Below are 24,469 nucleotides of genomic sequence, written 5' to 3'. Positions count from 1 at the left end.
AATAAATATATTTGGTGCATACATCAATCTACTTAAAAAATGGAATACAGAAGATTAGGCGAAAGTAAACTAAGCGTATCGGCAATAACTTTTGGAGCATGGGCTGCAGGCGGCTGGATGTGGGGTGGCAATGACGATCAGGAAGCTATTGATGCCATGCGTGCGGCTTACGACCTTGGAATAACATCAATTGATACAGCCCCGGTTTATGGACAAGGTAAAAGCGAAGAGCTGGTGGGCCTGGCCATTAAAGGCCTACCCCGGGATAAGGTACAGATCCTGACTAAATATGGCTTGCGCTGGGACCTTGTAAAAGGTGAGTTCTTTTTCAAAAGTAAAGACAACAGCGGAAAGGATATTGATGTGTATCGATATGCCGGTAAAGACAGCATTATAGCCGAGTGTGAAAATAGTCTCAAACGTCTCGGTACCGATTATATCGACCTGTACCAAATTCATTGGTCGGACAAAACTACGCCTATTGACGAGAACTATGGAGGCCATTTTACGTCTGCAAGAACAGGGTAAAATTCGCGAAGCAGGTGTTTGTAATTATAATTTGAGTCAAATGCAAATCGCTGCCAAAACCATTAAGCTGGCGGCAAACCAGGTTCCGTTTAGCATGGTAAACCGCGCTATTGAAGATGAGTTAATCCCTTATTGCATCGAAAACAGGAAAGCAATATTAGCTTATAGTCCCCTTGAGCGTGGTTTATTGACCGGTAAAATGAAACCCGGCCAAAATTTCGGCGAAGGCGATCATCGTGCAGGCGTTAAATATTTTAAAGATCAAAACATTGAGCGTACCAATGCGTTCCTTGCCAAAATAAAACCATTGGCCGACAGAAAAAGGTGCAACTTTAGGGCAATTGGTTATCCGCTGGACAATCAATCATCCAGGCATAACCGTAGCGCTGGTTGGCGCCCGTAATGCCGAACAATCAGTTGAAAATGCAAAAGCAATAAATATTCATATCAATGGAGAAGAAATGGAGTTTATCAATAACCAGTTAAGTGATTTGGTGATTGTAGATTAAGATCAAGGATTTTCCTATATTCCATTATGAAAAAATCGTTGCTACTCTTCCCTTTAATGTTGGCATTAAGATTATCTGCTCAAAATGCCCAGCAGATCCATCAAAAAGCTATTTTAATTGATACGCATAACGATGTTATTTCAAACGAGTTGATCACCGGCGCTGATTTAGGCAAACGTCAGAGCGAAGGGAATTTTGATTTAGTCCGCGCTAAAGAAGGCGGACTTGACGCACAGATCTTTTCTATCTGGTGTGGTGAAAGTTACGGTAAAGGGGCTGCCTTTGCTTTTGCAAACCGGGAGATAGATTCGTTGTACGCGCTCATCAAACGTAATCCTGATAAAATAGCTTTAGTGCGCAATACCAAAGAACTTAAAAAAGCTGTGGCCGGTAAAAAGCTGGCAGCATTGATTGGTGTTGAAGGCGGGCATATGATCGAAGACAGGATGGATTACATTGACAGTCTGGCTAAACGAGGGATGCGCTATCTTACCCTCACCTGGAATAACAGCACTTCATGGGCAACTTCGGCACGTGACGAGGTTACTAAAAAGGATAGTTTGAAGCATTTAGGACTTACCGATTATGGCAAACAAATAGTAAAGCACCTGAATGAGCTTGGTGTTATGGTTGACGTATCGCATGTGGGTGAGCGTACTTTTTATGATGTGCTGGCAACAACCACAAAGCCTGTTATCGCTTCACATAGCTGTGCTTATAGTATCGATCCATTTCGCCGCAACTTAAAGGATGACCAACTAAAGGCGCTGGCAAAAAACGGCGGTGTGGTATGCATTAATTTTTATAGTGGCTTTGTAGACAGTACCTATACACCCAAAGTGCTTAAGTTTTTGGCGCTGCATAAAACAGAGCTCGATTCATTGACCAAAGTTTATCATGACGTCGATCTGGCCAATATCAGGATAAATGCCATGTATAAAGTTGAATCTGACAAGCTCAGACCACCGCTTGAATTGCTAATTAAGCATATTGATTATATAGTAAAGCTGATAGGTGTTGATTATGTGGGTATCGGGTCGGATTTTGATGGAGCCGAATCATACCCTCTTGGTTTGGATAGCGTTGCTGATTATCCAAAAATAACCGGAGAACTATTGAAATTAGGCTACAGCCAAAAAGATATTGATAAAATATTAGGTGGAAATGTAATGCGGGTGCTTGCCGCAAATACAGGTAAATGATGTCACTTTGTTGACGATATGCGCTTTGCCTTATGCGCTTAAAATCGTAAATTCGCAACTCATTTATAATAAAATGTCTCAAGAAACTGAACACGTAAAATGCCTGATCATAGGGTCAGGTCCTGCAGGTTATACTGCAGCTATATATGCTTCCCGCGCTGATCTTAAGCCAGTTATGTATACCGGTTTACTGGCAGGCGGCCAGCTTACACAAACTACCGAAGTTGAAAATTTCCCAGGCTATCCGCAAGGCATTATGGGCCCTGAACTGATGGAGGATTTCCGCAAACAGGCTGAGCGCCTGGGTACCGAAATCCGTTTCGGATATGTTAGTTCTGTTGATTTTTCAAGCCTGCCACATAAAGTTGTAGTTGATGATGTGAAAACTATCACAGCAGATACCGTGATTATTTCAACCGGAGCTTCGGCCAAATGGCTTGGTTTAGAGTCTGAACAAAAATACAGCGGCTTTGGCGTTTCTGCCTGTGCCGTTTGCGATGGTTTCTTTTTTAAAGGCCAGGACGTAGCTATTGTTGGTGCCGGTGATACTGCAGCCGAAGAAGCTACCTACTTAGCCAAATTGGCCCGCAAGGTATATATGATCGTTCGCAGGGACGAGTTCCGTGCTTCAAAAGCGATGGTTCACCGCGTGCTGAACACACCAAACATTGAAATATTGTATAATACCGAAACCAAAGAAATTTTAGGCGATGGTCAAAGTGTTACCGGTGTTAAAGTGATCAATAACCAAACCAACGCCGAAACCGATCTTGATGTTACAGGATTCTTTGTAGCAATTGGTCACCACCCTAATACCGATATTTTTAAAGGCTGGTTACATATGGATGAAACCGGTTATATCATCACCCGTCCCGGTTCAACTGAAACCAACGTTGAGGGTGTATTTTGCGCCGGCGATGCACAAGACCATATTTATCGCCAGGCTGTAACAGCAGCCGGTACCGGCTGTATGGCCGCTATCGATGCTGAGCGCTACCTGGCTGCCAAAGAGCATGTGGTGACAGCTTAATCAAGCGATTAGAGATTGGAGGTAAGAGATTAGATGGTTTCTTACGATCATAAAAAGCGACAGGTATCCCCTATCGCTTTTTTCATTTCTGAACCGGGGTTTGGGGAGATTTTTCGGTTTACACTGCACACCGTGGTCTAACCCGAATTAGCAAACAATAAGATTCTTTTGAATTTGCTTAGCATCCTGTTAATTCGTTTCATTCCATAAATTCGAGTTCAGACAAATACTTACTGAACTAAGATTTTTACATATTAAAACTTTTTAAATTTTTTAAAAAAGTTTTATCTTACGGGCTCACACTAACCTGTTAGATAAATTATGTATAAAAAGGTTTCTTTAGTACTGCTCGCCGTGCTTGCAGTGTACACCTCCACTGCAAATGCGCAGGATGCTGATCCAAACCTGGGCATTATCCCCGCACCTGTTTCATTGAAAAAAGCTTCCGGTCAATTTATTTTGAGCCAGGAAACCACGATCCAGGCGGATACGCCCTCAAACAAAGCAGTAGTATTTTTTGAAGATTATCTTGCCAATAACCAGGCATACAACAAACCAATTGTTGTAAAAGGCAGCAAAAGCAACAACGTTATAACCCTTACTGCTGCCGGTACTGATGGTTTACCTGCCGAAGGTTACCGTTTAACTATTACTCCGCAACAAGTGATTGTTGCAGGTAAAGGAGCCGGGCTTTTTTATGGAGTGCAAACACTGCTCCAGCTAATGCCCGTAGAGCATTCGGCTACCATAAAGCTGCCTGCCGTGCAAATTGAAGATTACCCACGCTTTGGTTATAGGGGCGCGATGCTTGATGTTGGTCGCCACTTTTTTGGGGTGGAAATGGTTAAGAAATATATCGACCTCTTGGCCGCTTATAAACTGAATACCTTTCACTGGCACCTTACTGAAGATCAGGGCTGGCGGATTGAAATAAAGAAATACCCTAAGCTTACCCAAATAAGCAGTATGCGTGCACAAACGCTTATAGGTGGTTATCACGACCGTACGCCACAACAATTTGATGGGACACCGTACGGCGGCTTTTATACACAAGATCAAATACGCCAGGTAGTAAAGTATGCATCAGACAGGTTTGTTACCATAGTGCCTGAAATTGAAATGCCGGGGCACTCTAAAGCTGCGCTTGCTGCTTATCCCAAGTTAAGCTGTGACCCGTCAAAAACGTATCAACCTGCCGAAACGTGGGGCGTATTTAACGATATTTACTGCCCTAATGAAAATACCTTTGCCTTTTTACAGGACGTTTTAACAGAAGTGATGGCGCTTTTCCCGAGTAAATACATCCACATTGGCGGTGACGAAGCCCCGAAAGATGCATGGAAAAGCTCGCCATTTTGCCAGCAGCTAATTAAAAAATTGAAACTGAAAGACGAGCACGCACTGCAAAGCTATTTTATACAACGCATTGAAAAGTTTTTAAACTCAAAAGGTCGCAGCATCATTGGCTGGGACGAGATCTTAGAAGGCGGCCTTGCTCCTAATGCTACCGTTATGAGCTGGCGCGGCGAGGAAGGCGGAACAGCAGCAGCGCAGCAAAAACACGATGTGATCATGACGCCAGGAAGCAACGGTTTATACATTGACCATGGCCAGGGTAGGCCAAGCCAGGAACCTTTAAGCATCGGTGGCAACGAACCGCTTTCAAAAATCTACAGCTATAACCCCACTCCTGCTGTATTAACGCCTGATGAGCAAAAATACATTAAAGGTGTGCAGGCCAATTTGTGGACGGAATATGTGGCCACAGATGCCAAAGTGGAATTTATGCTGCTGCCGAGGTTGCTTGCATTATCAGAAATTGCCTGGTCGCCATTGGCTAATAAAAATTATGTTGATTTTGCTGATACACGCTTACCTGGTCATTTGGCATGGCTGGATAAAAATGGTTTTGATTACCACGTGCCAACAGCTATAGGTGCAAAAGATACAGTGATGATAGGAAGCAAGTTAAATGCTGTATTGAAACCATCTGTTGAAGGTGCAAAAGTTCATTATACTATTGACGGTTATACCCCACGCGAAACAGACTTGATTTATACTACCCCACTTAATTTGGATATACCCGCCGATCAATATCGCGAACTACAGACTATTGTGATCACTCCTTCGGGCAAACGGAGCAATGTTACCCGTACATTGGTTTATAATAAAGCGCCAATGGCAGCCGTTACTTATACAGGTACAGCATCGGGACTAAAGTATCAGGTTTTTCCTGGTCTTTACAGCAGTACAAACCAACTTGGCGTTATGCCTGCCGACAGCGGCGTAACCAAAACCTTTAATACGACTGATCTGCGAAAAAATAAAGGTAAATATGGTGTGATTTATACAGGATTTATTAATATTGAAACCGATGGCGTTTATGGCTTTGCAACGTCATCTGCAGGTGGTTCGGTTTTGTTAATTGATGACCAACCGGTAGTTGATAATGATGGAAAACACACCATGAATGAACAAATGGGAGCTGCGCCGTTATTAAAAGGCTACCATAAGGTAACGGTAAAATATTTTGACCAGGGAGTTGGCCCTGTATCGTTAAAAGTGTTTATTACTGCGCCTGGTAAAGCAAAAGCCGAGCTAACACCAGATACATTATACAACTAAGTTGAACCCAAAAAATATGACTAACAGGTTTTACCTTTTTGCGCTTGCGATAAGTGCATTAATGGCTGGATGCGGCGGGCAGGAAACAAAAAAGCCTGCCGCTCCTACGGCACCTAAAAAGCCGGAATTGATGGCGCCTTTCAGGTTTCACAAACTGATAGAGGTGTCTCCGGGCCAAAGCTATGACATTTTGAGCTGGGGGCGCGGCGCCGAAGAGGCCGGTTCGTTCATGATATTACATTCAGATCTCGTCGGCTATAAAATACACTACGACAACCGGCGATTTGGATGGGGCTATTATTGACGTTTACAATTCGGATATGGATGTGGATGGCAATCCTGAAATCCTGATACAGGCTAAATCGAAAGATACAACCAATTACACGTCAATTTACGCCTTTGAGTTTAACGACAATAATAGTAAGGCCAATAAGCTGGATTTTCCGAAGCTGACCAGCTCGCAGCGCAAAGGTTACCGTGGTAATGATAATTTCTATATTAAGGAAGGTAAGCTGATGCGGGAGTTCTCGATATTTAACGGAACCGGCAAAGATGCCAAACCATCAGGAGCAAAACGCCAATTGGAGTATGGTTTACGGGGTAATGAATTTACCGTTAAGCAGTTGAGCAAAGATTCGACAGATGTAAAGCAACCGGACAATCAGCCTGCTAAAACTGATGAGAAAAAATCTTCGGATAAACAAAGCTCATCTTCTTCTTCAAAATCGTCTAAGAAAAAACATAAAAGACATAGAGGATAATTTAGTTTGCGTTACAAACGAGCGCAAGGCGAAACAAGTCAAAACATTAAAAGCGCCGTGATGAGCAGTTCATCATGGCGCTTTTTACTAATCTCTAACCTCCAGCCTCTAATCACTAAAATCACGTCTGTATCACCCCTACATTAAAAGCCTTTTCTATTGGTGCGTGATTAGCGGCTTCAATCCCCATTGATATTACTTTACGGGTTTCAAGCGGATCGATGATCCCGTCCACCCAAAGCCGGGCAGCGGCATAATATGGAGTTGTTTGAGAATTATATTTATCTGTTATCTGTTTCAACAATTCGGCTTCTTTTGCAGCATCTATCTCTTCGCCTTTAGCTTTGAGACTTGCTTCCTGGATCTGCAACAAGGTTTTGGCTGCTTGTCCGCCGCCCATTACCGCAATTTTGGCCGACGGCCAGGCGTAGATCAATCGTGGATCGTAGGCTTTGCCACACATGGCATAGTTTCCTGCTCCGTAGCTATTACCTACAACTATGGTGAATTTAGGTACAACGGAATTTGCTACTGCGTTCACCATTTTTGCTCCGTCTTTGATTATTCCCCTTGCTCCGACCGGCTGCCTACCATAAAACCGGTAACATCCTGTAAAAACACCAGCGGAATTTTCTTTTGATTACAATTCATGATAAAACGGGTAGCCTTATCTGCCGAATCGGAATAGATTACCCCACCAAACTGCATTTCGCCTTTTTTTGATTTGATCACCTTGCGCTGATTAGCTACAATCCCTACGGCCCATCCGTCAATACGGCCTAAGCTGCAAATGATAGATTGTCCGTAGCCATCTTTATAGGGTTCAAATTCTGAGTTATCCAACAAACGGAGAAGAATCTCCTTCATATCATAGGCTTTTTCCCGGTTATCGGGCAGTATTCCATAAATTTCTTTTTCACTGAGTTTTGGAGCTGAGGGCTGGATCCTGTCGAAACCGGCTTTGGTATAATCGCCCGTCATACTCATGATATTGCGGATGGAATCAAGAGCGGCTTGATCATTAGGCTGTTTATAATCGGTAACGCCTGAAATTTCGCAATGAGTAGTGGCACCGCCAAGTGTTTCATTATCCACATCCTCGCCAATGGCCGATTTTACCAGATATGACCCCGCCAGGAAAACTGAACCCGTGCCTTCCACGATCATGGCCTCATCGCTCATGATAGGCAAATATGCACCTCCTGCCACGCATGAACCCATAATGGCGGCGATCTGGATAATTCCCATACTGCTCATGATAGCATTATTGCGAAAAATGCGGCCAAAGTGTTCTTTATCCGGAAAGATCTCGTCCTGCAAAGGCAGATAAACTCCTGCCGAATCGACGAGGTAAATGATAGGTAACTTGTTTTCGATGGCTATTTCCTGGGCACGGAGGTTCTTTTTTGCTGTTATCGGGAACCAGGCCCCTGCTTTTACCGTGGCGTCATTAGCCACAACAACACATTGCCTACCGGATATATATCCGATACCGCAGATAACTCCTCCGGATGGGCAGCCGCCATGTTCAGTATACATGCCGTCGGCCACAAAAGCGCCGATCTCCAGCCATGGTTTATCTTTATCAATGAGGTAAGCCACCCGCTCGCGGGCCAGCATTTTTCCTTTTTCTTTTTGTTTGGCTGCGGCTTTTTCACCACCGCCCTGATGTACTTTGTTAAGCCGGGTGTTTAGCTCATAAACAAGCTGCTTATTAATATCTTCATTTTTATTGAATTCGATATTCATAATTGGTTTTAGATAGGACAGGTAATTTAGAAAATTTCCTATCTAAAAAAGGAAATTGCAAACGGTTTTGTTTCAAAGAGGTGCAACCTTACCAGTTTGCCGTAAAAAGTTCGCATCAGGTCGTTTAATCAGCCAACTAAATCTTTCTACACATCAAGACTTTGACTCAGAACTCCAGACTTAAGACTTACGTAAGGTTTCTATCCTTAAACCATACATCATCTGGTTTGGCGTTGAAATTATCCATCAGGTTTACCAGCTCTATCGGATCGCCTGAGGTAAGAATCAGTTCGCGATTGGTTGGCTTCAGAAAACGTTGTTCAACCATTACATCCATTTGTTTAAGTAACAGATCGTAAAAGCCGTTGACGTTGAGCAAGCCGATAGGATGGTTATGCAAACCCAACTGCAGCCAGGTTAGCACCTCAAAAACTCCTCAAGAGTGCCCCATCCGCCCGGAAGCGTAATGATGCCTTCACTAAGATCGTTCATCATTTGTTTACGCTGATGCATATTTTCTACAATGTGCAACTCGGTTAAACCTGTATGTCCTACTTCTTTATCCATCAAAAACTGCGGGATTATACCGATAGCTTTACCTCCCCTGCTTAACACAGCATCGGCCATCAAACCCATAACGCCAACTTTACCGCCGCCAAACACAAGTGTAATGTTACGGCTTACCATAACCTCTGCCAATAATTCGATGGCTTGTTTTAATGCAGGATCGCCATTGAAATTGGCACCGCAGAATACACAGATAGATTTCATGCTCAATGATAGCAAAATTTGTTCAATGGCCTATTAAGGTTTTGTTACCTGTTGATTGTATGTAATCCAATATTTATATATTTAGAAAAATTATCACATGAAAAAACCTATCTTAACCATTATCACGTTTTTTATTGTTGCAGTGCAGGCATTCGCACAAAACATCACAACTCCTAATGTTGAGCAAAAAGACGATCAATCAACAATCATCAAAAAAATAGAAACCAATAGTCAGTATACTATTGTGACCTTTGAAAACTATGCCTACCAGGATAATGCGTGGCTACAGCTCAATAAAGAGATCTTTATTCAAACTGATTTAAGCAACGCACATTATGAGTATGTTAAGTCGGAAAACATAGCCATGGTACCCAATAAAAATGTATTAAAAAAGGCTGGTGATAAGCTTGAGTTTAAGGTATATTTTAAAAAATACCTTCTGCTGCAAAATCCATTGACATCATAGAGCATGCCGGGTTAAGCAGGTCGGGAATTAACTATTTTAATTTTTATAATGTTAGTTTAACTGAGCAAGCTGCTGCAACCAAGCATGTCAAGGTAACCGATGTTGTATTGCTTCCGCCACCACCTGTAGCCACGGATACAGCCTCAACAGGACTATTTAATGGAAGCCCCTCTAATGACATGCAAAACGCGATGAATTCTATGGGACCGATGTACGCATCGATGGCAAAATCAGTGCTTGACGCTCAACTCGCTTACTTTAAGCAGCCCGGCAAAATAGCCGAAATAGCTAAATTAAATAAAGATTATTTTGATGCACTTGTTAAAGTGGGGTTCAATTACGAACAGGCGTTAAAGATCATCACCGCGAACGGTTTAATTTCAAAATCATCATCAGTGACCGGCCAATAGGTTATTATCAAAAACAAAAGCGGCTGAAAGATAGAGGATCTTTCAGCCGCCTTATTTTATGCAGTTTATATTAAGAATTACCTGCTTGTATAGTTAGGCGCTTCTTTAGTGATAGTAATATCATGCGGATGACTTTCGCGCATACCAGCAGCGGTGATCCTCACAAATTTGGCACGTTGGAGGTCTTCGATATTGGCAGCACCGCAATAGTGCATGCCGGCACGTAAACCACCGATGTACTGGAAAATCACTTCGGCCATGCTGCCTTTAAACGGCACCCGACCAACAATTCCTTCCGGTACCAGTTTTGTAACCACATCGGTTTCATCCTGAAAATAGCGGTCTTTTGAGCCTTTGGCCATCGCCTCAACCGAACCCATACCACGGTATGATTTAAATTTACGGCCTTCATAGATAATAGTTTCGCCGGGCGACTCTTCAACACCTGCAAATAATGAACCTGCCATGATTGAGCTTGCACCGGCGGCAATAGCTTTAACGATATCTCCGGTTTGTTTAATACCGCCATCGGCAATTACCGGAACGCCACGGCCTTCAAGTGCCTTGGCGCACTCATATACCGCGTATAACTGTGGTACACCCACACCTGCAATGATACGGGTTGTACAAATCGAGCCTGGGCCAATACCTACTTTAACCGCATCAGCCCCGGCATCAGCCAGTGCGATAGCAGCATCGCCCGTTGCAATGTTACCGGCAATTACCTGCAGGTTAGGATAGAGTTTTTTAACTGCCTTAACCATATCAATAACTCCTTTTGAATGGCCATGAGCTGTATCAACCGTAATTACGTCAACACCGGCATTAACCAGGGCGGTTACCCGGTCAATGTTATCGGCGGCTACACCAACGGCTGCACCAACACGTAAACGACCGTATTCTGTCTTTACAAGCGTTCGGGAAGTTTTTAACTTTCTGAATATCTTTATAAGTAATGAGGCCCACCAGTTTCCCATCTTTATTCACAACCGGTAGTTTCTCAATTTTATTGCTTTGCAGTATGTTAGCAGCATCCACAAGGGTGGTACCTGCAGGTGCGGTGATCAGGTTGGTTTTGGTCATTACTTCGCTCACGGGAACGCTCATATCTTTTTGGAAGCGAAGATCACGATTGGTGATAATGCCTTTCAGATTATGATCTGCATCGATAACCGGGATACCACCAATGCTAAATTCCCTCATGATCTGGAAAGCATCTGCAAGCAGGGCGTCTTCCAGTAAAGTTACCGGGTCTTGGATCATACCGCTTTCTGAGCGTTTAACCTTGCGTACCTCGTCGGCCTGTGCCTGTATGGTCATGTTTTTGTGTAACATACCTATACCACCTGCCTGCGCAATGGCTATAGCCAGCTCAGCCTCGGTAACCGTATCCATGGCGGCCGAGATAATAGGAATGTTTAACCGGATGCTTTTAGTTAAGTAAGTGCCGGTATTCACTTCGCGTGGTAAAACTTCTGAATAAGCCGGGAGTAGTAAAACGTCGTCGTAAGTTAATCCTTCGGCAACAAATTTTGATGGGTCTAACTGCATAGCAAATAATTATTTTGGAGTTATTATTTGCCGGGCAAAGGTAATAAAATATTTCGGAATTCGGAATTTCGCTTTTCTATTTATTTAAAATTGCCTTAAGATGATAATTCGGGATTGGCATTTTGAATGTTCGATTTCGGATTTATTTTATTTTTACTACTCAAATCCATTCAAGAATTTGGGAGTCTCGCTTTCTGATTCGCCGTTAAACAAATCAAAAAGCGAATTTCCGAATCAAAGTAATCCGAAATCGAACATCCCAATTCCGAAATCAAAAATTAATATTTCCCTACAATCACTTTATAAAACTGATCGAAGTTGAAATAAGTATTAGCCAGTTGGATCAGCTTATCTGAAGTTATGTTTTTTACGGTCACCGTATACCTGTCATAATAATCGTAATCCAAACCTGCAAAATAGATGGTTTTGAACTTATCAGCATGCGAAAATACATTTTCCAAACTTCCTAATAATGAGCCTAACATGTAATTGCGCACCAGGGAAAGTTCCTCTTCCGGTACCAGTTCGGTTTTCAACAGGTTCATTTCTTTTTCAATCTCGGCAACCGCCGACTTACAAACATCTGCACCAACCTCTGTCGCTATAAAGAATGATCCGCCCTGCTTAAATGACGCCAGCCCCGATCCTATACCATAGGTATACCCCTTATCCTCGCGGATATTAGCCATTAACCGCGATCCAAAATAACCACCGAATACTGTATTTAAAACCTGTAACGCCTGGAAGTCTTCATGCGAACGGTTGATGATAGGCGTACCTATCCGGATAGCCGATTGCAAAGCTTCCGGTTTCTCTGTAAAATAAAACAGGTCGGCGGCGGCTTTAATATCGGGCTGAATTGTAACCGCCGGGATTGGGCTGTTTTCCCAATCTTTATCAAATGTATCGGTAAGCAATGTTAGCATTTCCGGCTCAATCTTACCCGCTATAACGATAGTGCAATTGGAAGGCTGGTACATTTTTTTGTAATGTGCCAGCATATCATCATGCTGCAGGGTTTGATAGTCGGTCATCTCAGCAGCATATCCAAAAATGGTAGTTCCATAAACAGCCCTGTTAAATGCTCTGCGGGCCACCACATCATTTTTTTGCAGACTAACCTGCAATTTTTGTTGTTGGTTGCGCTTAAAGGTTTCCAGTTCCTTCTCCGGAAAAATGGAATTATTCAGGATATCGGCAATAACCGGTAAAGTATGGTGCAGGTGTTTATTTAAGCTATACAGTGTTACCTGCGAGTTTTCGTATCCATAGTCAACCTGTAAAAAGGCGCCGTAAAAGTCAATTTTGTCGGCAATCTGTGCAGCAGTTAAAGTTGTAGTGCCATCAGTAAGCATGGAGTTTACGGCCATGTTAAGCAATGGTTTCGCCGGATCAAAGCTCAGGTTACCAAAGACCCACTCAATGCGCACAAGCTCCTGGTCGCCGGAGTTAAAGCAAAAAATGTTGCAGCCATTGCTTAGTTTCTTGTGCTCTGGCCTAATCAGATTAATATTATCGATAGCCCTGAATTCGGGGGCTAATTTTCTGTTGATCATATGTATATTGTTTGACCTTGATTTGTGTGATTTAAAGATTTCCTGATTCAAACGGTGTCCATACATCAAGGCAATCCTAAAATCCTTTTAATCATGGTTTCTTTTATTTCTCAGCCAAATAAATAAGTGTTGATGAATTATCTTTTCTGAACAGTTTATTGGCTTGTGCTTTTACCTGGGCAGCGTTTACAGCAAGATATTTTGCTGTTTCATGGTTGATCAGGTCAGCATCACCCAGCAATTCAAATGAGGCCAGGTTCATGGCCTTATCCAATAGCGACATTTCGGAAAAAATCATGGTTGACTCGGTTTTGTTCTGAACTTTAGTAAGTTCATCTGCCGGGATTTCCTCAGCTTTTATTTTTTCCAGTTCCTCCCATAATGCAGTCTCCGCCTGTTCAATGCTGATGCCATCGAGCGGTTTGCCTTCTAACACAAACATGCCTTTATCCAAACTGCCGGTAATATAGGCATGCACCTCGCTAAAAATCTGTTTTTCCTTAATCAGCGATTTATATAACCGTGACGAGATTGCCGCGCGAAAGAATATCCGAAAGCAGCTCTACCACATAGTAATCTTGATCTGTGCGGGCCCCCATCTGAAAAGCGATATACACATCATTGAGTGGTACTTTGGCGGTAACCGTTTCGCGGCGGGCTTCCTGCTGTTCAGGTTCCTGGGGAAGGCTGCGGTGATATCTTTCGCCGGCCGGGATCGGAGCAAACCATTTTTCGGAGAGCTCTTTTACCTGTTCAGTTGTTACGTTACCCCCTACTACCATAATGGCGTTTTGTGGGTTATAATGTTTTTTGAAGAACGCTTTTACGTCTTCGATTTGTGCATCCTCGATATGTTTGATGGTTTTGCCGATAGTCGCCCAACGATAAGGGTGTTTTTTGTAAACCAACGGACGAAGCTTTAACCAAACATCTCCGTAAGGCTGATTTAAGTACCGCTGTTTAAACTCTTCTATAACTACGTTACGCTGCACCTCAAGGCTTTTTTCGCTAAAAGCAAGGCTCAGCATCCGGTCACTCTCCAACCAAAATGCGGTTTCCAGGTTAGCCGATGGCAGAGTGATATAATAGTTGGTGATATCGTTGCTGGTAAAGGCATTATTTTCACCTCCTACCCTTTGCAGTGGTTCGTCATAAACAGGGATATTGACTGATCCGCCAAACATGAGGTGCTCAAACAAATGGGCAAAGCCGGTTTGTTCGGAATCTTCATCGCGTGCACCAACATCATATAAAATGTTAAGCACCGCCATTGGCGTTGTATTATCTTCATGCACAATAACCCTAAGGCCATTGTCAAGTGTGAATCGGTTGAATTTAACCATGTATCTCTTAAATTTTTAATACGGATAGCAAATGTATAACTTTTGATGACATTGAAAGTGAATGCCAAAAATGAACAAGTGTTTTAGGTTAGGCACCGGTATTTTTTTACTTTTAGGCTACCAATGACCCGCGACGAACTTACCCAAAAAATAGCGAATACCATAGGCAAACTCAAAGTGCTTGAATTAAGCCGTATTTTGACTGAACAACAGTTTGATTTGCGCGACCTGATAGAGATTACCTTTCATGCTGATAAACCCCTCGGGTTCCGTGCGGCGTGGCTCCTGGAAAACATGTTTTTAAAAGACCCTGAGGTTTTTACCAATAATCTTGAATATTTGATTGAACGGCTACCACAGGTTACCAATCCAGGCTGCCAAAGGCATTATGCTAAAATATTGATGTACGCCACCGAGGAAAAAGAACAATCGCCGGTAAAACAAAAACTGAACAGCATCGATCTTGAACCAGCGGTTGAGCAGCTTTTTGGCTGGATGATAGATCCAAAAGTTAAAATAGCGGTGAAAGTATTTGCTGGTTGGGCTTTGTTTAATTTGCGGCACCGTTACCCCTGGGTGGCCGATGAGCTACCGGCCCAGCTTGAATTTTTAATGCGTAATGGTACCGCGGCTATCCAGTCGGCAGGAAAAAAATGATGAAGGAACTGAGACCTAAGCCTCTCTAATCACCGAAGGGAAGACTTCTAAAGTCTGCTATTGTATTAAAAGCTAAAAGCCGCCAACAAATATCCCGCTGTCCCTACAGAAATATTTGTCACCGACTTTTAACTTAAGATTTTTGACTCAAGGCTTTCGACTTACATACGCCGTTGGCCTGTCGTCGCCGTGCAGGTTATGACTCACCTGGCCATGATGCAATTTGGCAGCTAACGCGGATGAGCTATCATCGGCATAAGTACCATAAGCATTTACCAGCACTCCTTTTAAGTTATATTTTGATGATGATACAGCGTATACTATCGACATATCCGATGGATTACTTGGACCTTCAAAGCGATAAAACTCATCAATCTCAAAATCATCGGCAGTCATCCTGATATCTTTTTCTTTATCATCAATAGTATCGCCATCAAGGCTAAGGTTGGCCGTATATCCCCTCTTCATGAGGTCATTAGTGGCATCCACTAAGGTTTCATAATTTTTCATGGTGATGTTTTTGTATAGGTAAAACAGAAGATGAGTTCATTGATCACCTTCATATAATATATAACTGCAAAAGCAACTAACTTGTTTGAAGCGGGGTAATAAAAAGTCCGGCTGCCACGGGCAACCGGACTTAAGCTAACAAATGAAAATTCTCCCGTTCGGGGAAAGGTTATTCTATGCTTACTGAGCTTTGGCCAGCCAGAATGAAGCATTTAAATGAAATGACGAATGCGAGGTATATCCTGACGGAGCATCACCCGACCAACCATTAAACAGGTTATCGCCTGTATCACCTGTGCCGTCATCGGCGTCCGAGCTGTCGCCGATCCAAACAACACGGCCGCTTCCATAGGTTGCCAATAATGCCATAGCGTTGGCATTGCCACCATTGGTAGCGCTGTTACGCCAGAATAAGCCCTGTACGGTTGAGTTGTTGGCCGGGAACAAGGTTGCTGTAGAACCATCGTAGAAAGCCATTTTTGAAGCAGTACCTGCCGCACCATTCAGCACTTTTTGCGCATCGGCATTGGAACCGGTATAAACGTTGGTTGACGGGCTTTCGTTGATATCAACATAATTTACAAAAAAGCCGAAAGGGTTGTTGTTATTGATGCCATTGTTGGTCATCAAGTCATTCCAAACCCTTGGCGAATCATAACCATCACCATCGCGGTCTGAAGGATTGTAGCCATTAGCATCAGTACCAGCAGTTGTGGCCGCGGTATGGTCTGCTATCATGAATAAACCACCACCATTAGCTACAAAGTTCATCAAAGCAGTTTTCTCGGCGGCAGTAAATAAGCGGTTAGGTTCGCAAACAACAAATACATCGTAATTGCTCAAATCCTGGGCTCCACCACCACCATAAGTGATTGCAGTACCTACAGGTAACGATTCAACCAGTTCGCCGCGTTTTACCAATTCTACCGCCCATGCTGAAAGAGCGCCTTTCCAATAAGTTTCGGTAGTAGATGAAGTGATACCTGTGTATGAAGGAGTAGGAACGCGTTGTGCTTTGGTTTCGGTAGTGGTTCCGCCTGTGTAAATAGCAACCTGTTCAGTGCCATCGGCATCTATTTGCCAGTCGGCACTGCCCGCGTTTTCAAGGTGACTTGCATCAAACAGGAATTTTTTGCCTGTAAGTACAGTACCCCCGCCTGTACCGCCGCCGCCGTTATCATTAACGGTGATATCATCAATATTGATACGGTTGGTGCCGCCAGATAATTTACGGATCTCTAAACGTACATTACCGGTTTGTGTAACAGTAAAAGTTGATATAGTAAGAGTTGTGGTAGTAGTAATTGCCGAACCGGATTGTGTCCAGGACGAGACCTCCGTTAACAGAATAAAACAATCCCCATGTGCTTGGAGTATCGCCGCCGTAGGTAGCGCTTTTGATGGTAACCGTGCTGATGCCCGTGGTAACGTCAAACAGCATAGTAATTTTACCGGTGTTGCGGATCCGGGCACTCCATGAGCCCGCTTTTTGGTCGGCAGAGAGATTGCCGATCAGGGCATCATACATATTCCATGAATTGCCAGACAGGGTAACATTGTCGCCGCTCGATGAACCGGTTGGCGATACATCATAAGCAGTTTTGGGACTGGTTGCGCCAACTTCAAAACCCTGTGTTAAGGATACAGCTAAGGTTTTAATTGTTTTTGTACTGGTTGCAGTTTGGTCGGCAGCTTTCAATGCAGGCATCTGGCCGTTTTTTTGACAGCTTGCCAACATGCCTGTAGCGGCAGCAGCCAATACCCACATACGTAGATTAGTAAGTTTTAGCATAATGATTTTTCAGGTTTTAATGTATAAGTTAATAATGTTAAATTATACGGTAAAACCGTACAAAGGTTAATTCGTAATCATTGCTATTTCATTAACTTATTGTTAAGTAAACCTATTGAAGCTTCTTACATTTATATAAGTGTTCCATTTTCAGAAGTGGAACGGCTAACATATGGCTCGAAAATAAAAAAAGCGTCCAAAAAAGGTCGCTCTTTTAATACATTAAATTTGTTCAACTTTTACCTGGCAAAATAAGCTCCTATCCTTTTGGCAAAAGCTACGGTTAGTATGCCGATAAATATTTTCGCCCCTGCCGATATTACACTGCTTTGTTCATTAACATTGGCAAGCGTATACAAGTGGTATAAAAAATCGGGTATGGTGCCAACCAACAATAACCCTCCTATTATTACCAGGGATATCTCGTAGATGACTTTGCGCTCTGCAAAAAGTTTCGCGTTTTCCTGATAGTCACTTTCGTTGGTGATCCAGCGGGTGATTTTTTGTACCGGCAATTAACAACACCGCTAATACGATCAGGAAAATAAAGTTTAAACCATTTACCAGCAAAAGGTTTCCCTGATCGGCAGGCTGCTGTTCGAGAGAGGAACCCGCATGGTTACTGATAAAGGTGATCAGGCCGGGAAGTTTAGAGATATCGGCCACCAGCAGGTATATGCCCAGTACTTTAATGGCGACTTCATAAATGTCGGATTTTTTCATTCGTCTTAATTAGGGATTAATTGGTTTATGGCTTACAAGATAAACAATTGTGCTACATAAAAAAGAGAAATGAAGATCCGGAGGGTAAATTATTCAAGGTAATAATGCCTGATCCTGTTTAAATCCCCATCAAGTTCATAAACCCAGGGGGTGGCGGTAGGGATTTCCAACGCAGTCACTTCCTCATCATTTAAATTATCTATATATTTTATAAGCGAACGCAGGCTGTTACCATGTGCCACTACAATGACCTTTTGATTGCGGCGCAAGGCCCTGACAATTCTTTCGTTCCAGAAAGGCAATACCCTGTCCATAGTTTCGCTCAGGTTTTCGGTCAGCGGGAGCTCACGCTCGGTCAGATCTTTGTACCTAAGATCATGCCCCGGGTAGCGCGCATCATCTTTGGTTATAGCAGGCGGGTGTTCATTGGGGTCGCGCCGCCATTTTAATACCTGCTCTTCGCCGTACCGGGCAATGGTTTCGTCTTTATTTAACCCTTGTAAGGCACCATAAAAGCGTTCGTTCAACCGCCATGATTTTTCAACGGGGATCCATAGGTGGTCGAGCTCCTCCAGTATGTAATGCAATGTTTTGATTGATCGCTTTAAATAGGATGTAAAGCCAATATCAAAATTATAGCCATTCTTATTAAGGATTTTTCCGGCGCGATGAGCCTGTTCGTAACCTTTGTCTGACAGGTCGACATCTTCCCAGCCTGTAAATCTGTTTTCCTGGTTCCAGATACTCTCACCGTGGCGTATTAGTACTAATTTTTGCATAGGTACTTAGTTAACGCAAAAGTAGGTTAAGGGTTGTGAAAAACTTGCTTAATATTTATAAATCAATTAGCTTGCGGTACAAACCAAATAAACTAAAACCTATTATGATCCCTACTACACCAGTACCGGTGAAAGATGGCATTGCCAATCCCGCACCGCTTGGCCTTTGTGCTTTCGGAATGACTACTGTTTTGCTAAACATCCACAACGCCGGCTTTTTTGAAATGAACACCATGATTTTAGCCATGGGTATATTTTACGGTGGGCTTGCACAAGTTATCGCCGGTGTTATCGAAGCTAAAAAGAACAACACCTTCGGGCTGACAGCATTCACTTCGTACGGATTTTTCTGGCTTTCATTAGTGAGCCTGTTGGTAATGCCCAAGTTTGGCTGGGGAGCTGCGCCATCTGAAGGCGCCATGATCGCATACTTAAGCATCTGGGGTGTGTTTACCCTGCTGTTGTTTTTTGGAACATTGAGGCTTAACCGTGCGCTGCAATTTGTTTTTGCATCGTTAACTATATTATTTTTCCTGTTAGTGGCTGGTGATGTCACCGGCAATGCAGGCATTAAACACCTGGCTGGTTATGAAGGTATTATTTGTGGGGCATCGGCTATCTACACCGGTATCGCTAATGTTTTGAATGAGATTTACGGAAAAACCGTTTTGCCGATTGGCCCGGTGAAGGTTTAAATTATTTGAGCTAAATTGCGCGGGTGAAAGATTATAAAAAATATTACAGCATACCGGCCACTCCCGAAGAGATTTACATGGCCATCACCAACCCGGTTACCATTGAATTGTGGACTGGCGAAGTCGCCGAAATGTCGACAGAGCCCGGTACGGAATTTTCTATGTGGGATGGTAGTATCGTAGGTAAAAACATCGAATTTGAACCCAATAAAAGGTGGTTCAGCAATGGTATTTTGAAGGACAAAGCGATAATTCTATCGTTACCATCAAATTACATGCTGATAAGCAAGGCACTTCGGCCGAGTTAAGGCACACTAACATTCCCGATGATGATTATAATGATATTGTTGACGGTTGGAACGAGAGTTACTTTGGCGGCCTGATCGACTTTTTTGAGGGAGCTTAACACGTCGGGTATTCAACATCACCTCTTTAATAAAACAAAACATTTATAATTTATACGCATGAAACAAGGTCTTTTAATTGATATGGATGGTGTAATTTACAGCGGCGAAGAACTGATACAGGGCGCTGATAAATTCATCAAACACCTTATTGATAATGATATACCATTTGCTTTTATGACCAACAACAGCCAGCGCACCAGCCTGGAGGTAGTACGGAAACTTAAAAGATTGGGAATAACTGTAGAAACAAAACATATTTATACAAGCGCCATGGCTACCGGGAAATTCCTGGGCGATCAAAGCCCCAATGGTACCGCTTTTGTGCTGGGTGAGGGTGGTTTGTTGAGCAGTTTGCACGAAAACGGGATCACACTTGTTGATTCCGACCCGGAATTTGTTGTTTTAGGCGAAGGCCGCAACTTTACATTGGAAATGGTGCAGCGTGCGGTCGACATGATCCTGGCAGGCGCCAAGTTTATAACCACAAACAGGGACCCATCTCCTAAAAAACCGGGCTGGAACAATTTAGGTATCGCAGCTACAACAGCCATGATAGAGGAAGCTACCGGCCGCAAAGCTTTTGTAACCGGCAAACCAAGCCCGGTAATGATGCGCTCGGCAAGAAAATTCCTTGGGCTTGAAACGGCCGAAACGACTGTTATTGGCGATACTATGGAAACTGATATTCAGGGAGGTGTACAAATGGGCTATAAAACTATCCTTGTACTATCAGGCATTTCCAGCAAAGATCAATTGAGCCATTATGCCTTTAAACCTGATATGATAGCAAGCTCGGTTGATAAAATAGTTTTTCCGCTTAAATGGTGGTCATAAGATAATTCTGCAAGCCTGTTTAAAAGCGGACGATCATTTTTACTGGTCGTCCGTTTTTTGTTTTTGACTACATGAGTAAATTAAATCATTTGGAGTTTTGCAACAAGTTATTAAGCCATAACCCTTGTCAAAACATCCACCAGTTCCTGAATTTCGAAAGGCTTGCCAATATAGGCATCTGCTTCTCCAATTGCTGCTTTTTGTTTAATTGCAGGGTTGGCAGAAATCAACACAACAGGAATTTCCCGGGTTACGGGCTTCGATTTAAATAAAATACAAATTATATGGCCGCTAATAATCGGCAGGTTTTCATCAAGTAAAAAACAATCAGGCTGTAAGGCCACCATTTCTTCCAAAGTGGTGAAAGCCTTAAATCCAGACACCCGAAAACCCTCATTTTCGAGCAGCAGCGTGGTAGATTCAAGGATATCAGGTTCGTCTTCTATTAATACAATGTGTTTGCTCATAAATTATCCTTCTTCTACGAAAGTACTCCCCTAGTAGTTGGGTGGCCGCGAAAGTATGATAAAATCTGTAACCATCTAGTTAATGCTTGCGTCTCAATAAAAACACACATCATACTTTACCTAACAGTGAAAAATCACATACAATACTTATACCATAAATACACTGAGTTATTTATTCTCATCTGCTTAATTTCATTTGGGTTCTGCGGTATTTCAGAAGCCCAAATAGTAACTCCGGCAGGAAAACTTATCAGCAATGCCATGATAGACACATTTCTGCAAAAACAGATCGACTCATTGCAGCTTCCCGGATTATCAATAGCATTTATCAGTAAAGGCAAAATCGTTTATCACCGTGCTTTAGGAGTAACAGATATTAAAACAAAAACCCCAATAGACGAGACAGTCGATTTTTGAAGCGGCTTCGCTCTCCAAGCCTGTATTTACCTATTGGGTTATGAAATTGGTTGACCGGGGCATATTAAATATGGATACCCCTTTGTATAAATATCTTCCCTATCCTGATATTGCACAGGATGAGAGATATAAGCTAATCACCGCCCGGATGGTGCTTTCTCACCAATCCGGTTTTCCAAACTGGCGTTTCTTCACTGCCGATTCCTCTTTACACGTGAAACAAGGTGACCTTTATTTGAATTTTAAGCCAGGTACAGCATTCAATTATTCGGGCGAGGGGTTTCTTTACCTGGGCAAAGTGGTAGCGCATTTGCTTAACTGTTCATTGCAAAATATGGAGCCACTGTTTGAACGTGAAGTTGCTATCCCACTACACATGCCCCATAGTTCATACACTGCCAATCCCTATATTTTGAAACATAAGGTCAGAGGACATCACGATGGGCACATAGATCCTGCTAACGGATTAAACTGGCCTATAATTCCATCCATCAGCATTGATTCAAACACTTTCAATCCTGCAGCTTCCCTGCACACCAACGCTTTAGATTATGCCGCATTCCTCATAGCCCTGATGAATGACCAAGGACTAAGTACCAATAGTATCCATGAAATGTTCCGGCAGCAATTAACCGTGCCCCTTCCCGAAGATTTCCGCAAAGCAGGCTATTCAGCCTGGGGATTGGGCATAGCAATAGCGCAAATTCCATCAGGTGCAATTTACTTACACTCAGGCAATAATGGCAATTTTCAATCAGCTTTCATGATGGATAAGGCCCGGCAGTCCGGCTATGTATTTTTTACCAATTGCGATCACGGGAACACTTTTAATGAGAAACTGGAGGCTTTCCTTTCGCTTAAATAGGTTTACTATATTTGCTGCATGGATACACCACTCCAACTTTCCACTTTTGAATCTGAGTTTCGCGTACGCCCCGATGATATCGACATGTTTCAGCACGTACATAACAGCAAATATTTTGATTATGTACTGGCTGCGCGTTACGAACAGATGGAGCGTTGCTATGGAATGGCGATGGAAAAATTTATGGAACGCGGCTTCGGCTGGGTGGTACGTACCGCCCATGTGGATTATAAACGTGCTTTAACCATGGGCGATTACTTTATTGTGAAAACCGGTATTGAAAGTATTGACGACAAAGGCTGCCGTGTAAAGTTTATCATCACCAATAAAGCCACTAAAAAGATCTGCTGCGATGGTTGGTTTGATTATGTGATGATTGACATGGCTACCGGACGCGGTGCAAAGATCCCTCAGGATGTAATTGATCAGTACCTGATCTGACCTTAACTGCGCGGATGGAATTGGCTGATGGTGCTTTTTAAATACTCCCTGTCTAAATGGGTATAGATCTCTGTTGTGGTGATGCTTTCATGTCCCAGCATCTCCTGTACTGCCCGTAAATCGGCGCCACCTTCAACCAGGTGTGTGGCAAAGGAATGCCGAAAGGTATGTGGACTTATCTTTTTCTTCAATCCGATGATTTCAGCCAACCCTTTGATGGTTAAAAAAATAATCTGCCGGCTTAACCTTGTGCCGCGCCTGTTCAGGAAAACATAATCCTCCTCACCTCTTTTTATTGGGTTATGTACCCTTACATTTTCTATCCAGATCTTCAGCGCTTTTATAGCTTCGCTGCCTATAGGCACTAATCGCTCTTTGTTGCCTTTACCGGTTACCTTTATAAATTCAATGTCAAGGTACAGGTTAGACAGTTTCAGTTCGGTAAGCTCGGATACACGCAGGCCTGATCCGTACAGGGTTTCCAGGATGGCTTTGTTACGCATGCCTTCAGGTTTGGAAAGGTCTAAGGCAGCTATAATTTTGTTGATCTCTTCATAGCTCAATGTATCCGGCAGTTTACGCCTGATCTTGGGCGATTCGAGCAGTTCTGACGGATCTGATTTAATGATATCCTCCATCAGCAGGTATTTAAAAAACGCTTTGATCCCCGAGAGGATCCTGGCTTGAGATGACGGGATCACCCCCAGTTCATTTATCCAGTTAATGAACCCGCGTAAATCAGTTAAAGTAATTAATTCTGGCTTTAATTTAGCTGTCTGTGAATCTGAATATTGATATAACTTTTCTATATCTCTGCTGTAAGCTTCGATGGAGTTGTCGGATAGCGACTTCTCTAATTTTAAATATGCCTGGAAACCTTTTATCGCCGAACGCCAATCCAATTGATTTTAGTTTTGATGATTTATAGCTAAGTTTGAACTAATGAAGATACAAATTATAAACGGTCCCAATTTGAACCTGTTAGGCGTTCGCGAAAAATCAATTTATGGCGATGCCAGTTTTGAAACCTACCTTGAAACTTTGCGCCAACGCTATGCAAACATCACCATTGATTATTATCAAAGCAACATTGAGGGCGAAATTATAAATAAACTGCATGAAATTGGGTTTAGTTACGATGGTATTGTGATGAATGCCGGGGCGTATACCCACACTTCTATTGCCATTGCCGATGCTATTGCTGCAATAAACACACCGGTTATAGAGGTGCATATCTCCAACGTACACAAGCGCGAGGAGTTCAGGCATAAATCAATGATAGCGGCCAGTTGTCGTGGCGTAATTGCAGGTTTCGGGATGGATAGCTATCGCCTGGCCATTGAAAATCTGTCGTTTAAATAATATTAAAATATTTTTTCGT

The 24,469-nt window shown here is 42.9% G+C and carries 27 protein-coding genes and 4 pseudogenes; 19 read left to right on the top strand and 12 right to left on the bottom strand.

Features of this window, described 5'->3' with window-relative positions:
* Positions 1–39 precede the first annotated feature (39 nt).
* The 8 genes from ACQ86K_RS13645 to ACQ86K_RS13610 all read left to right on the top strand — a co-directional run bounded on the left by ACQ86K_RS13645 (position 40) and on the right by ACQ86K_RS13610 (position 6,655).
* Positions 40–528, top strand: a complete 489-nt coding sequence (locus ACQ86K_RS13645; RefSeq protein WP_431200552.1) for an aldo/keto reductase — start codon at positions 40–42, stop codon at positions 526–528.
* Positions 494–931, top strand: coding sequence for an aldo/keto reductase (locus ACQ86K_RS13640; RefSeq protein ID WP_431200551.1), 438 nt, complete (start codon positions 494–496; stop codon positions 929–931). The genes ACQ86K_RS13645 and ACQ86K_RS13640 overlap by 35 nt, the downstream gene beginning before the upstream one ends.
* Positions 870–1,037: a hypothetical protein gene (locus tag ACQ86K_RS13635; protein ID WP_431200550.1), complete on the top strand. Its 168-nt coding sequence runs from the start codon at positions 870–872 to the stop codon at positions 1,035–1,037. The genes ACQ86K_RS13640 and ACQ86K_RS13635 overlap by 62 nt, the downstream gene beginning before the upstream one ends.
* A gap of 26 nt (positions 1,038–1,063) precedes the next feature.
* Positions 1,064–2,239 carry a dipeptidase gene (locus ACQ86K_RS13630; protein WP_091164769.1) on the top strand — a complete coding sequence of 392 codons (1,176 nt, stop codon included), beginning with the start codon at positions 1,064–1,066 and terminating at the stop codon, positions 2,237–2,239.
* Positions 2,240–2,312: 73 nt separating this feature from the next.
* On the top strand, positions 2,313–3,269 hold the full coding sequence (trxB, locus tag ACQ86K_RS13625) for a thioredoxin-disulfide reductase (protein WP_090526227.1): 957 nt from the start codon (positions 2,313–2,315) through the stop codon (positions 3,267–3,269).
* A gap of 321 nt (positions 3,270–3,590) precedes the next feature.
* Positions 3,591–5,894 carry a family 20 glycosylhydrolase gene (locus ACQ86K_RS13620; protein WP_091164770.1) on the top strand — a complete coding sequence of 768 codons (2,304 nt, stop codon included), beginning with the start codon at positions 3,591–3,593 and terminating at the stop codon, positions 5,892–5,894.
* A 16-nt stretch (positions 5,895–5,910) separates the two neighbouring features.
* Positions 5,911–6,198, top strand: a complete 288-nt coding sequence (locus tag ACQ86K_RS13615) for a hypothetical protein (RefSeq protein WP_431200549.1) — start codon at positions 5,911–5,913, stop codon at positions 6,196–6,198.
* A complete protein-coding gene (locus ACQ86K_RS13610) occupies positions 6,179–6,655 on the top strand; it encodes a hypothetical protein (RefSeq protein ID WP_431200548.1) in 477 nt (158 codons plus the stop codon). The genes ACQ86K_RS13615 and ACQ86K_RS13610 overlap by 20 nt, the downstream gene beginning before the upstream one ends.
* Positions 6,656–6,776: 121 nt before the next feature.
* Here ACQ86K_RS13610 and ACQ86K_RS13605 read toward each other — a convergent pair.
* Together ACQ86K_RS13605 and ACQ86K_RS13600 are read right to left on the bottom strand one after the other, a co-directional pair.
* Positions 6,777–8,404: pseudogene (locus ACQ86K_RS13605) on the bottom strand (acyl-CoA carboxylase subunit beta).
* A gap of 187 nt (positions 8,405–8,591) precedes the next feature.
* Positions 8,592–9,175 (bottom strand): annotated as a pseudogene (locus ACQ86K_RS13600) (TIGR00730 family Rossman fold protein).
* 97 nt (positions 9,176–9,272) lie between these two features.
* Here ACQ86K_RS13600 and ACQ86K_RS13595 point away from each other — a divergent pair.
* Entirely contained in the window at positions 9,273–9,641 is a 369-nt protein-coding gene (locus tag ACQ86K_RS13595; protein ID WP_431200547.1) for a hypothetical protein, read from the top strand.
* A gap of 221 nt (positions 9,642–9,862) precedes the next feature.
* A complete protein-coding gene (locus tag ACQ86K_RS13590; protein WP_431200546.1) occupies positions 9,863–10,051 on the top strand; it encodes a hypothetical protein in 189 nt (62 codons plus the stop codon).
* A gap of 77 nt (positions 10,052–10,128) precedes the next feature.
* Here the strand turns inward: ACQ86K_RS13590 and guaB are convergent.
* The 3 genes and pseudogenes from guaB to ACQ86K_RS13575 form a co-directional block, all read right to left on the bottom strand.
* Positions 10,129–11,602: pseudogene (gene guaB / locus ACQ86K_RS13585) on the bottom strand (IMP dehydrogenase).
* 278 nt (positions 11,603–11,880) lie between these two features.
* The gene (locus ACQ86K_RS13580) at positions 11,881–13,158 is read right to left on the bottom strand and encodes a M16 family metallopeptidase (protein WP_091164785.1); all 1,278 of its coding nucleotides are present in this window, start codon (positions 13,156–13,158) and stop codon (positions 11,881–11,883) included.
* A 103-nt stretch (positions 13,159–13,261) separates the two neighbouring features.
* Positions 13,262–14,501, bottom strand: a pseudogene (locus tag ACQ86K_RS13575) (M16 family metallopeptidase).
* Between the two features lie 123 nt (positions 14,502–14,624).
* Here ACQ86K_RS13575 and ACQ86K_RS13570 point away from each other — a divergent pair.
* The gene (locus ACQ86K_RS13570; protein ID WP_431200545.1) at positions 14,625–15,158 is read left to right on the top strand and encodes a hypothetical protein; all 534 of its coding nucleotides are present in this window, start codon (positions 14,625–14,627) and stop codon (positions 15,156–15,158) included.
* Positions 15,159–15,305: 147 nt separating this feature from the next.
* Here the strand turns inward: ACQ86K_RS13570 and ACQ86K_RS13565 are convergent, their stop codons facing one another.
* The 5 genes from ACQ86K_RS13565 to gpmA form a co-directional block, all read right to left on the bottom strand.
* A complete protein-coding gene (locus tag ACQ86K_RS13565; RefSeq protein WP_218134381.1) occupies positions 15,306–15,668 on the bottom strand; it encodes a phosphoribosylpyrophosphate synthetase in 363 nt (120 codons plus the stop codon).
* A 180-nt stretch (positions 15,669–15,848) separates the two neighbouring features.
* Positions 15,849–17,102: a hypothetical protein gene (locus ACQ86K_RS13560; RefSeq protein ID WP_431200544.1), complete on the bottom strand. Its 1,254-nt coding sequence runs from the start codon at positions 17,100–17,102 to the stop codon at positions 15,849–15,851.
* Positions 17,103–17,699: 597 nt separating this feature from the next.
* Positions 17,700–17,975 carry a hypothetical protein gene (locus ACQ86K_RS13555; RefSeq protein ID WP_431200543.1) on the bottom strand — a complete coding sequence of 92 codons (276 nt, stop codon included), beginning with the start codon at positions 17,973–17,975 and terminating at the stop codon, positions 17,700–17,702.
* The gene (locus ACQ86K_RS13550) at positions 17,932–18,183 is read right to left on the bottom strand and encodes a hypothetical protein (RefSeq protein ID WP_431200542.1); all 252 of its coding nucleotides are present in this window, start codon (positions 18,181–18,183) and stop codon (positions 17,932–17,934) included. Before ACQ86K_RS13550 ends, ACQ86K_RS13555 begins: the two co-directional genes overlap by 44 nt.
* A gap of 89 nt (positions 18,184–18,272) precedes the next feature.
* Complete coding sequence (gpmA, locus tag ACQ86K_RS13545; RefSeq protein ID WP_091164799.1) at positions 18,273–18,962, bottom strand: 2,3-diphosphoglycerate-dependent phosphoglycerate mutase; 690 nt, start codon at positions 18,960–18,962, stop codon at positions 18,273–18,275.
* A 104-nt stretch (positions 18,963–19,066) separates the two neighbouring features.
* Between gpmA and ACQ86K_RS13540 the strand changes: the two genes are divergently transcribed.
* Genes ACQ86K_RS13540 through ACQ86K_RS13525 form a run of 4 tightly spaced genes read left to right on the top strand, consistent with a single transcriptional unit; the run spans position 19,067 to position 20,898 of the window.
* Positions 19,067–19,657 carry an acetate uptake transporter gene (locus ACQ86K_RS13540; protein ID WP_091164801.1) on the top strand — a complete coding sequence of 197 codons (591 nt, stop codon included), beginning with the start codon at positions 19,067–19,069 and terminating at the stop codon, positions 19,655–19,657.
* A 23-nt stretch (positions 19,658–19,680) separates the two neighbouring features.
* Positions 19,681–19,965, top strand: a complete 285-nt coding sequence (locus tag ACQ86K_RS13535) for an SRPBCC domain-containing protein (protein WP_431200541.1) — start codon at positions 19,681–19,683, stop codon at positions 19,963–19,965.
* Positions 19,914–20,063 (top strand): hypothetical protein, encoded by a 150-nt coding sequence (locus ACQ86K_RS13530; RefSeq protein ID WP_431200849.1) that lies wholly within the window; start codon positions 19,914–19,916, stop codon positions 20,061–20,063. Before ACQ86K_RS13535 ends, ACQ86K_RS13530 begins: the two co-directional genes overlap by 52 nt.
* Before the next feature lie 58 nt (positions 20,064–20,121).
* Positions 20,122–20,898: an HAD-IIA family hydrolase gene (locus ACQ86K_RS13525; RefSeq protein ID WP_091164815.1), complete on the top strand. Its 777-nt coding sequence runs from the start codon at positions 20,122–20,124 to the stop codon at positions 20,896–20,898.
* 110 nt (positions 20,899–21,008) lie between these two features.
* Here the strand turns inward: ACQ86K_RS13525 and ACQ86K_RS13520 are convergent, their stop codons facing one another.
* Positions 21,009–21,365: a response regulator gene (locus tag ACQ86K_RS13520; protein ID WP_091164818.1), complete on the bottom strand. Its 357-nt coding sequence runs from the start codon at positions 21,363–21,365 to the stop codon at positions 21,009–21,011.
* A 126-nt stretch (positions 21,366–21,491) separates the two neighbouring features.
* On the opposite strand from ACQ86K_RS13520, the gene ACQ86K_RS13515 reads away from it, so the two are divergent.
* From ACQ86K_RS13515 to ACQ86K_RS13505, 3 genes are read left to right on the top strand one after another with little or no spacing between them, the layout of a single operon-like run.
* On the top strand, positions 21,492–21,782 hold the full coding sequence (locus tag ACQ86K_RS13515) for a hypothetical protein (protein ID WP_431200540.1): 291 nt from the start codon (positions 21,492–21,494) through the stop codon (positions 21,780–21,782).
* 40 nt (positions 21,783–21,822) lie between these two features.
* Positions 21,823–22,647: a serine hydrolase domain-containing protein gene (locus ACQ86K_RS13510; RefSeq protein ID WP_431200539.1), complete on the top strand. Its 825-nt coding sequence runs from the start codon at positions 21,823–21,825 to the stop codon at positions 22,645–22,647.
* 18 nt (positions 22,648–22,665) lie between these two features.
* Entirely contained in the window at positions 22,666–23,088 is a 423-nt protein-coding gene (locus ACQ86K_RS13505; protein ID WP_091164824.1) for an acyl-CoA thioesterase, read from the top strand.
* A gap of 2 nt (positions 23,089–23,090) precedes the next feature.
* Here ACQ86K_RS13505 and xerD read toward each other — a convergent pair whose 3' ends face one another.
* Positions 23,091–23,990, bottom strand: a complete 900-nt coding sequence (xerD, locus tag ACQ86K_RS13500) for a site-specific tyrosine recombinase XerD (RefSeq protein WP_091164825.1) — start codon at positions 23,988–23,990, stop codon at positions 23,091–23,093.
* A gap of 40 nt (positions 23,991–24,030) precedes the next feature.
* Between xerD and aroQ the strand changes: the two genes are divergently transcribed.
* Entirely contained in the window at positions 24,031–24,450 is a 420-nt protein-coding gene (gene aroQ, locus ACQ86K_RS13495) for a type II 3-dehydroquinate dehydratase (protein ID WP_091164826.1), read from the top strand.
* Positions 24,451–24,469 lie beyond the last annotated feature (19 nt).

The sequence above is a fragment of the Mucilaginibacter sp. P19 genome (genome assembly GCF_050632265.1).
Lineage (GTDB): Bacteria > Bacteroidota > Bacteroidia > Sphingobacteriales > Sphingobacteriaceae > Mucilaginibacter > Mucilaginibacter gossypii.
This window is presented reverse-complemented; position numbering and strand designations above follow the sequence as displayed.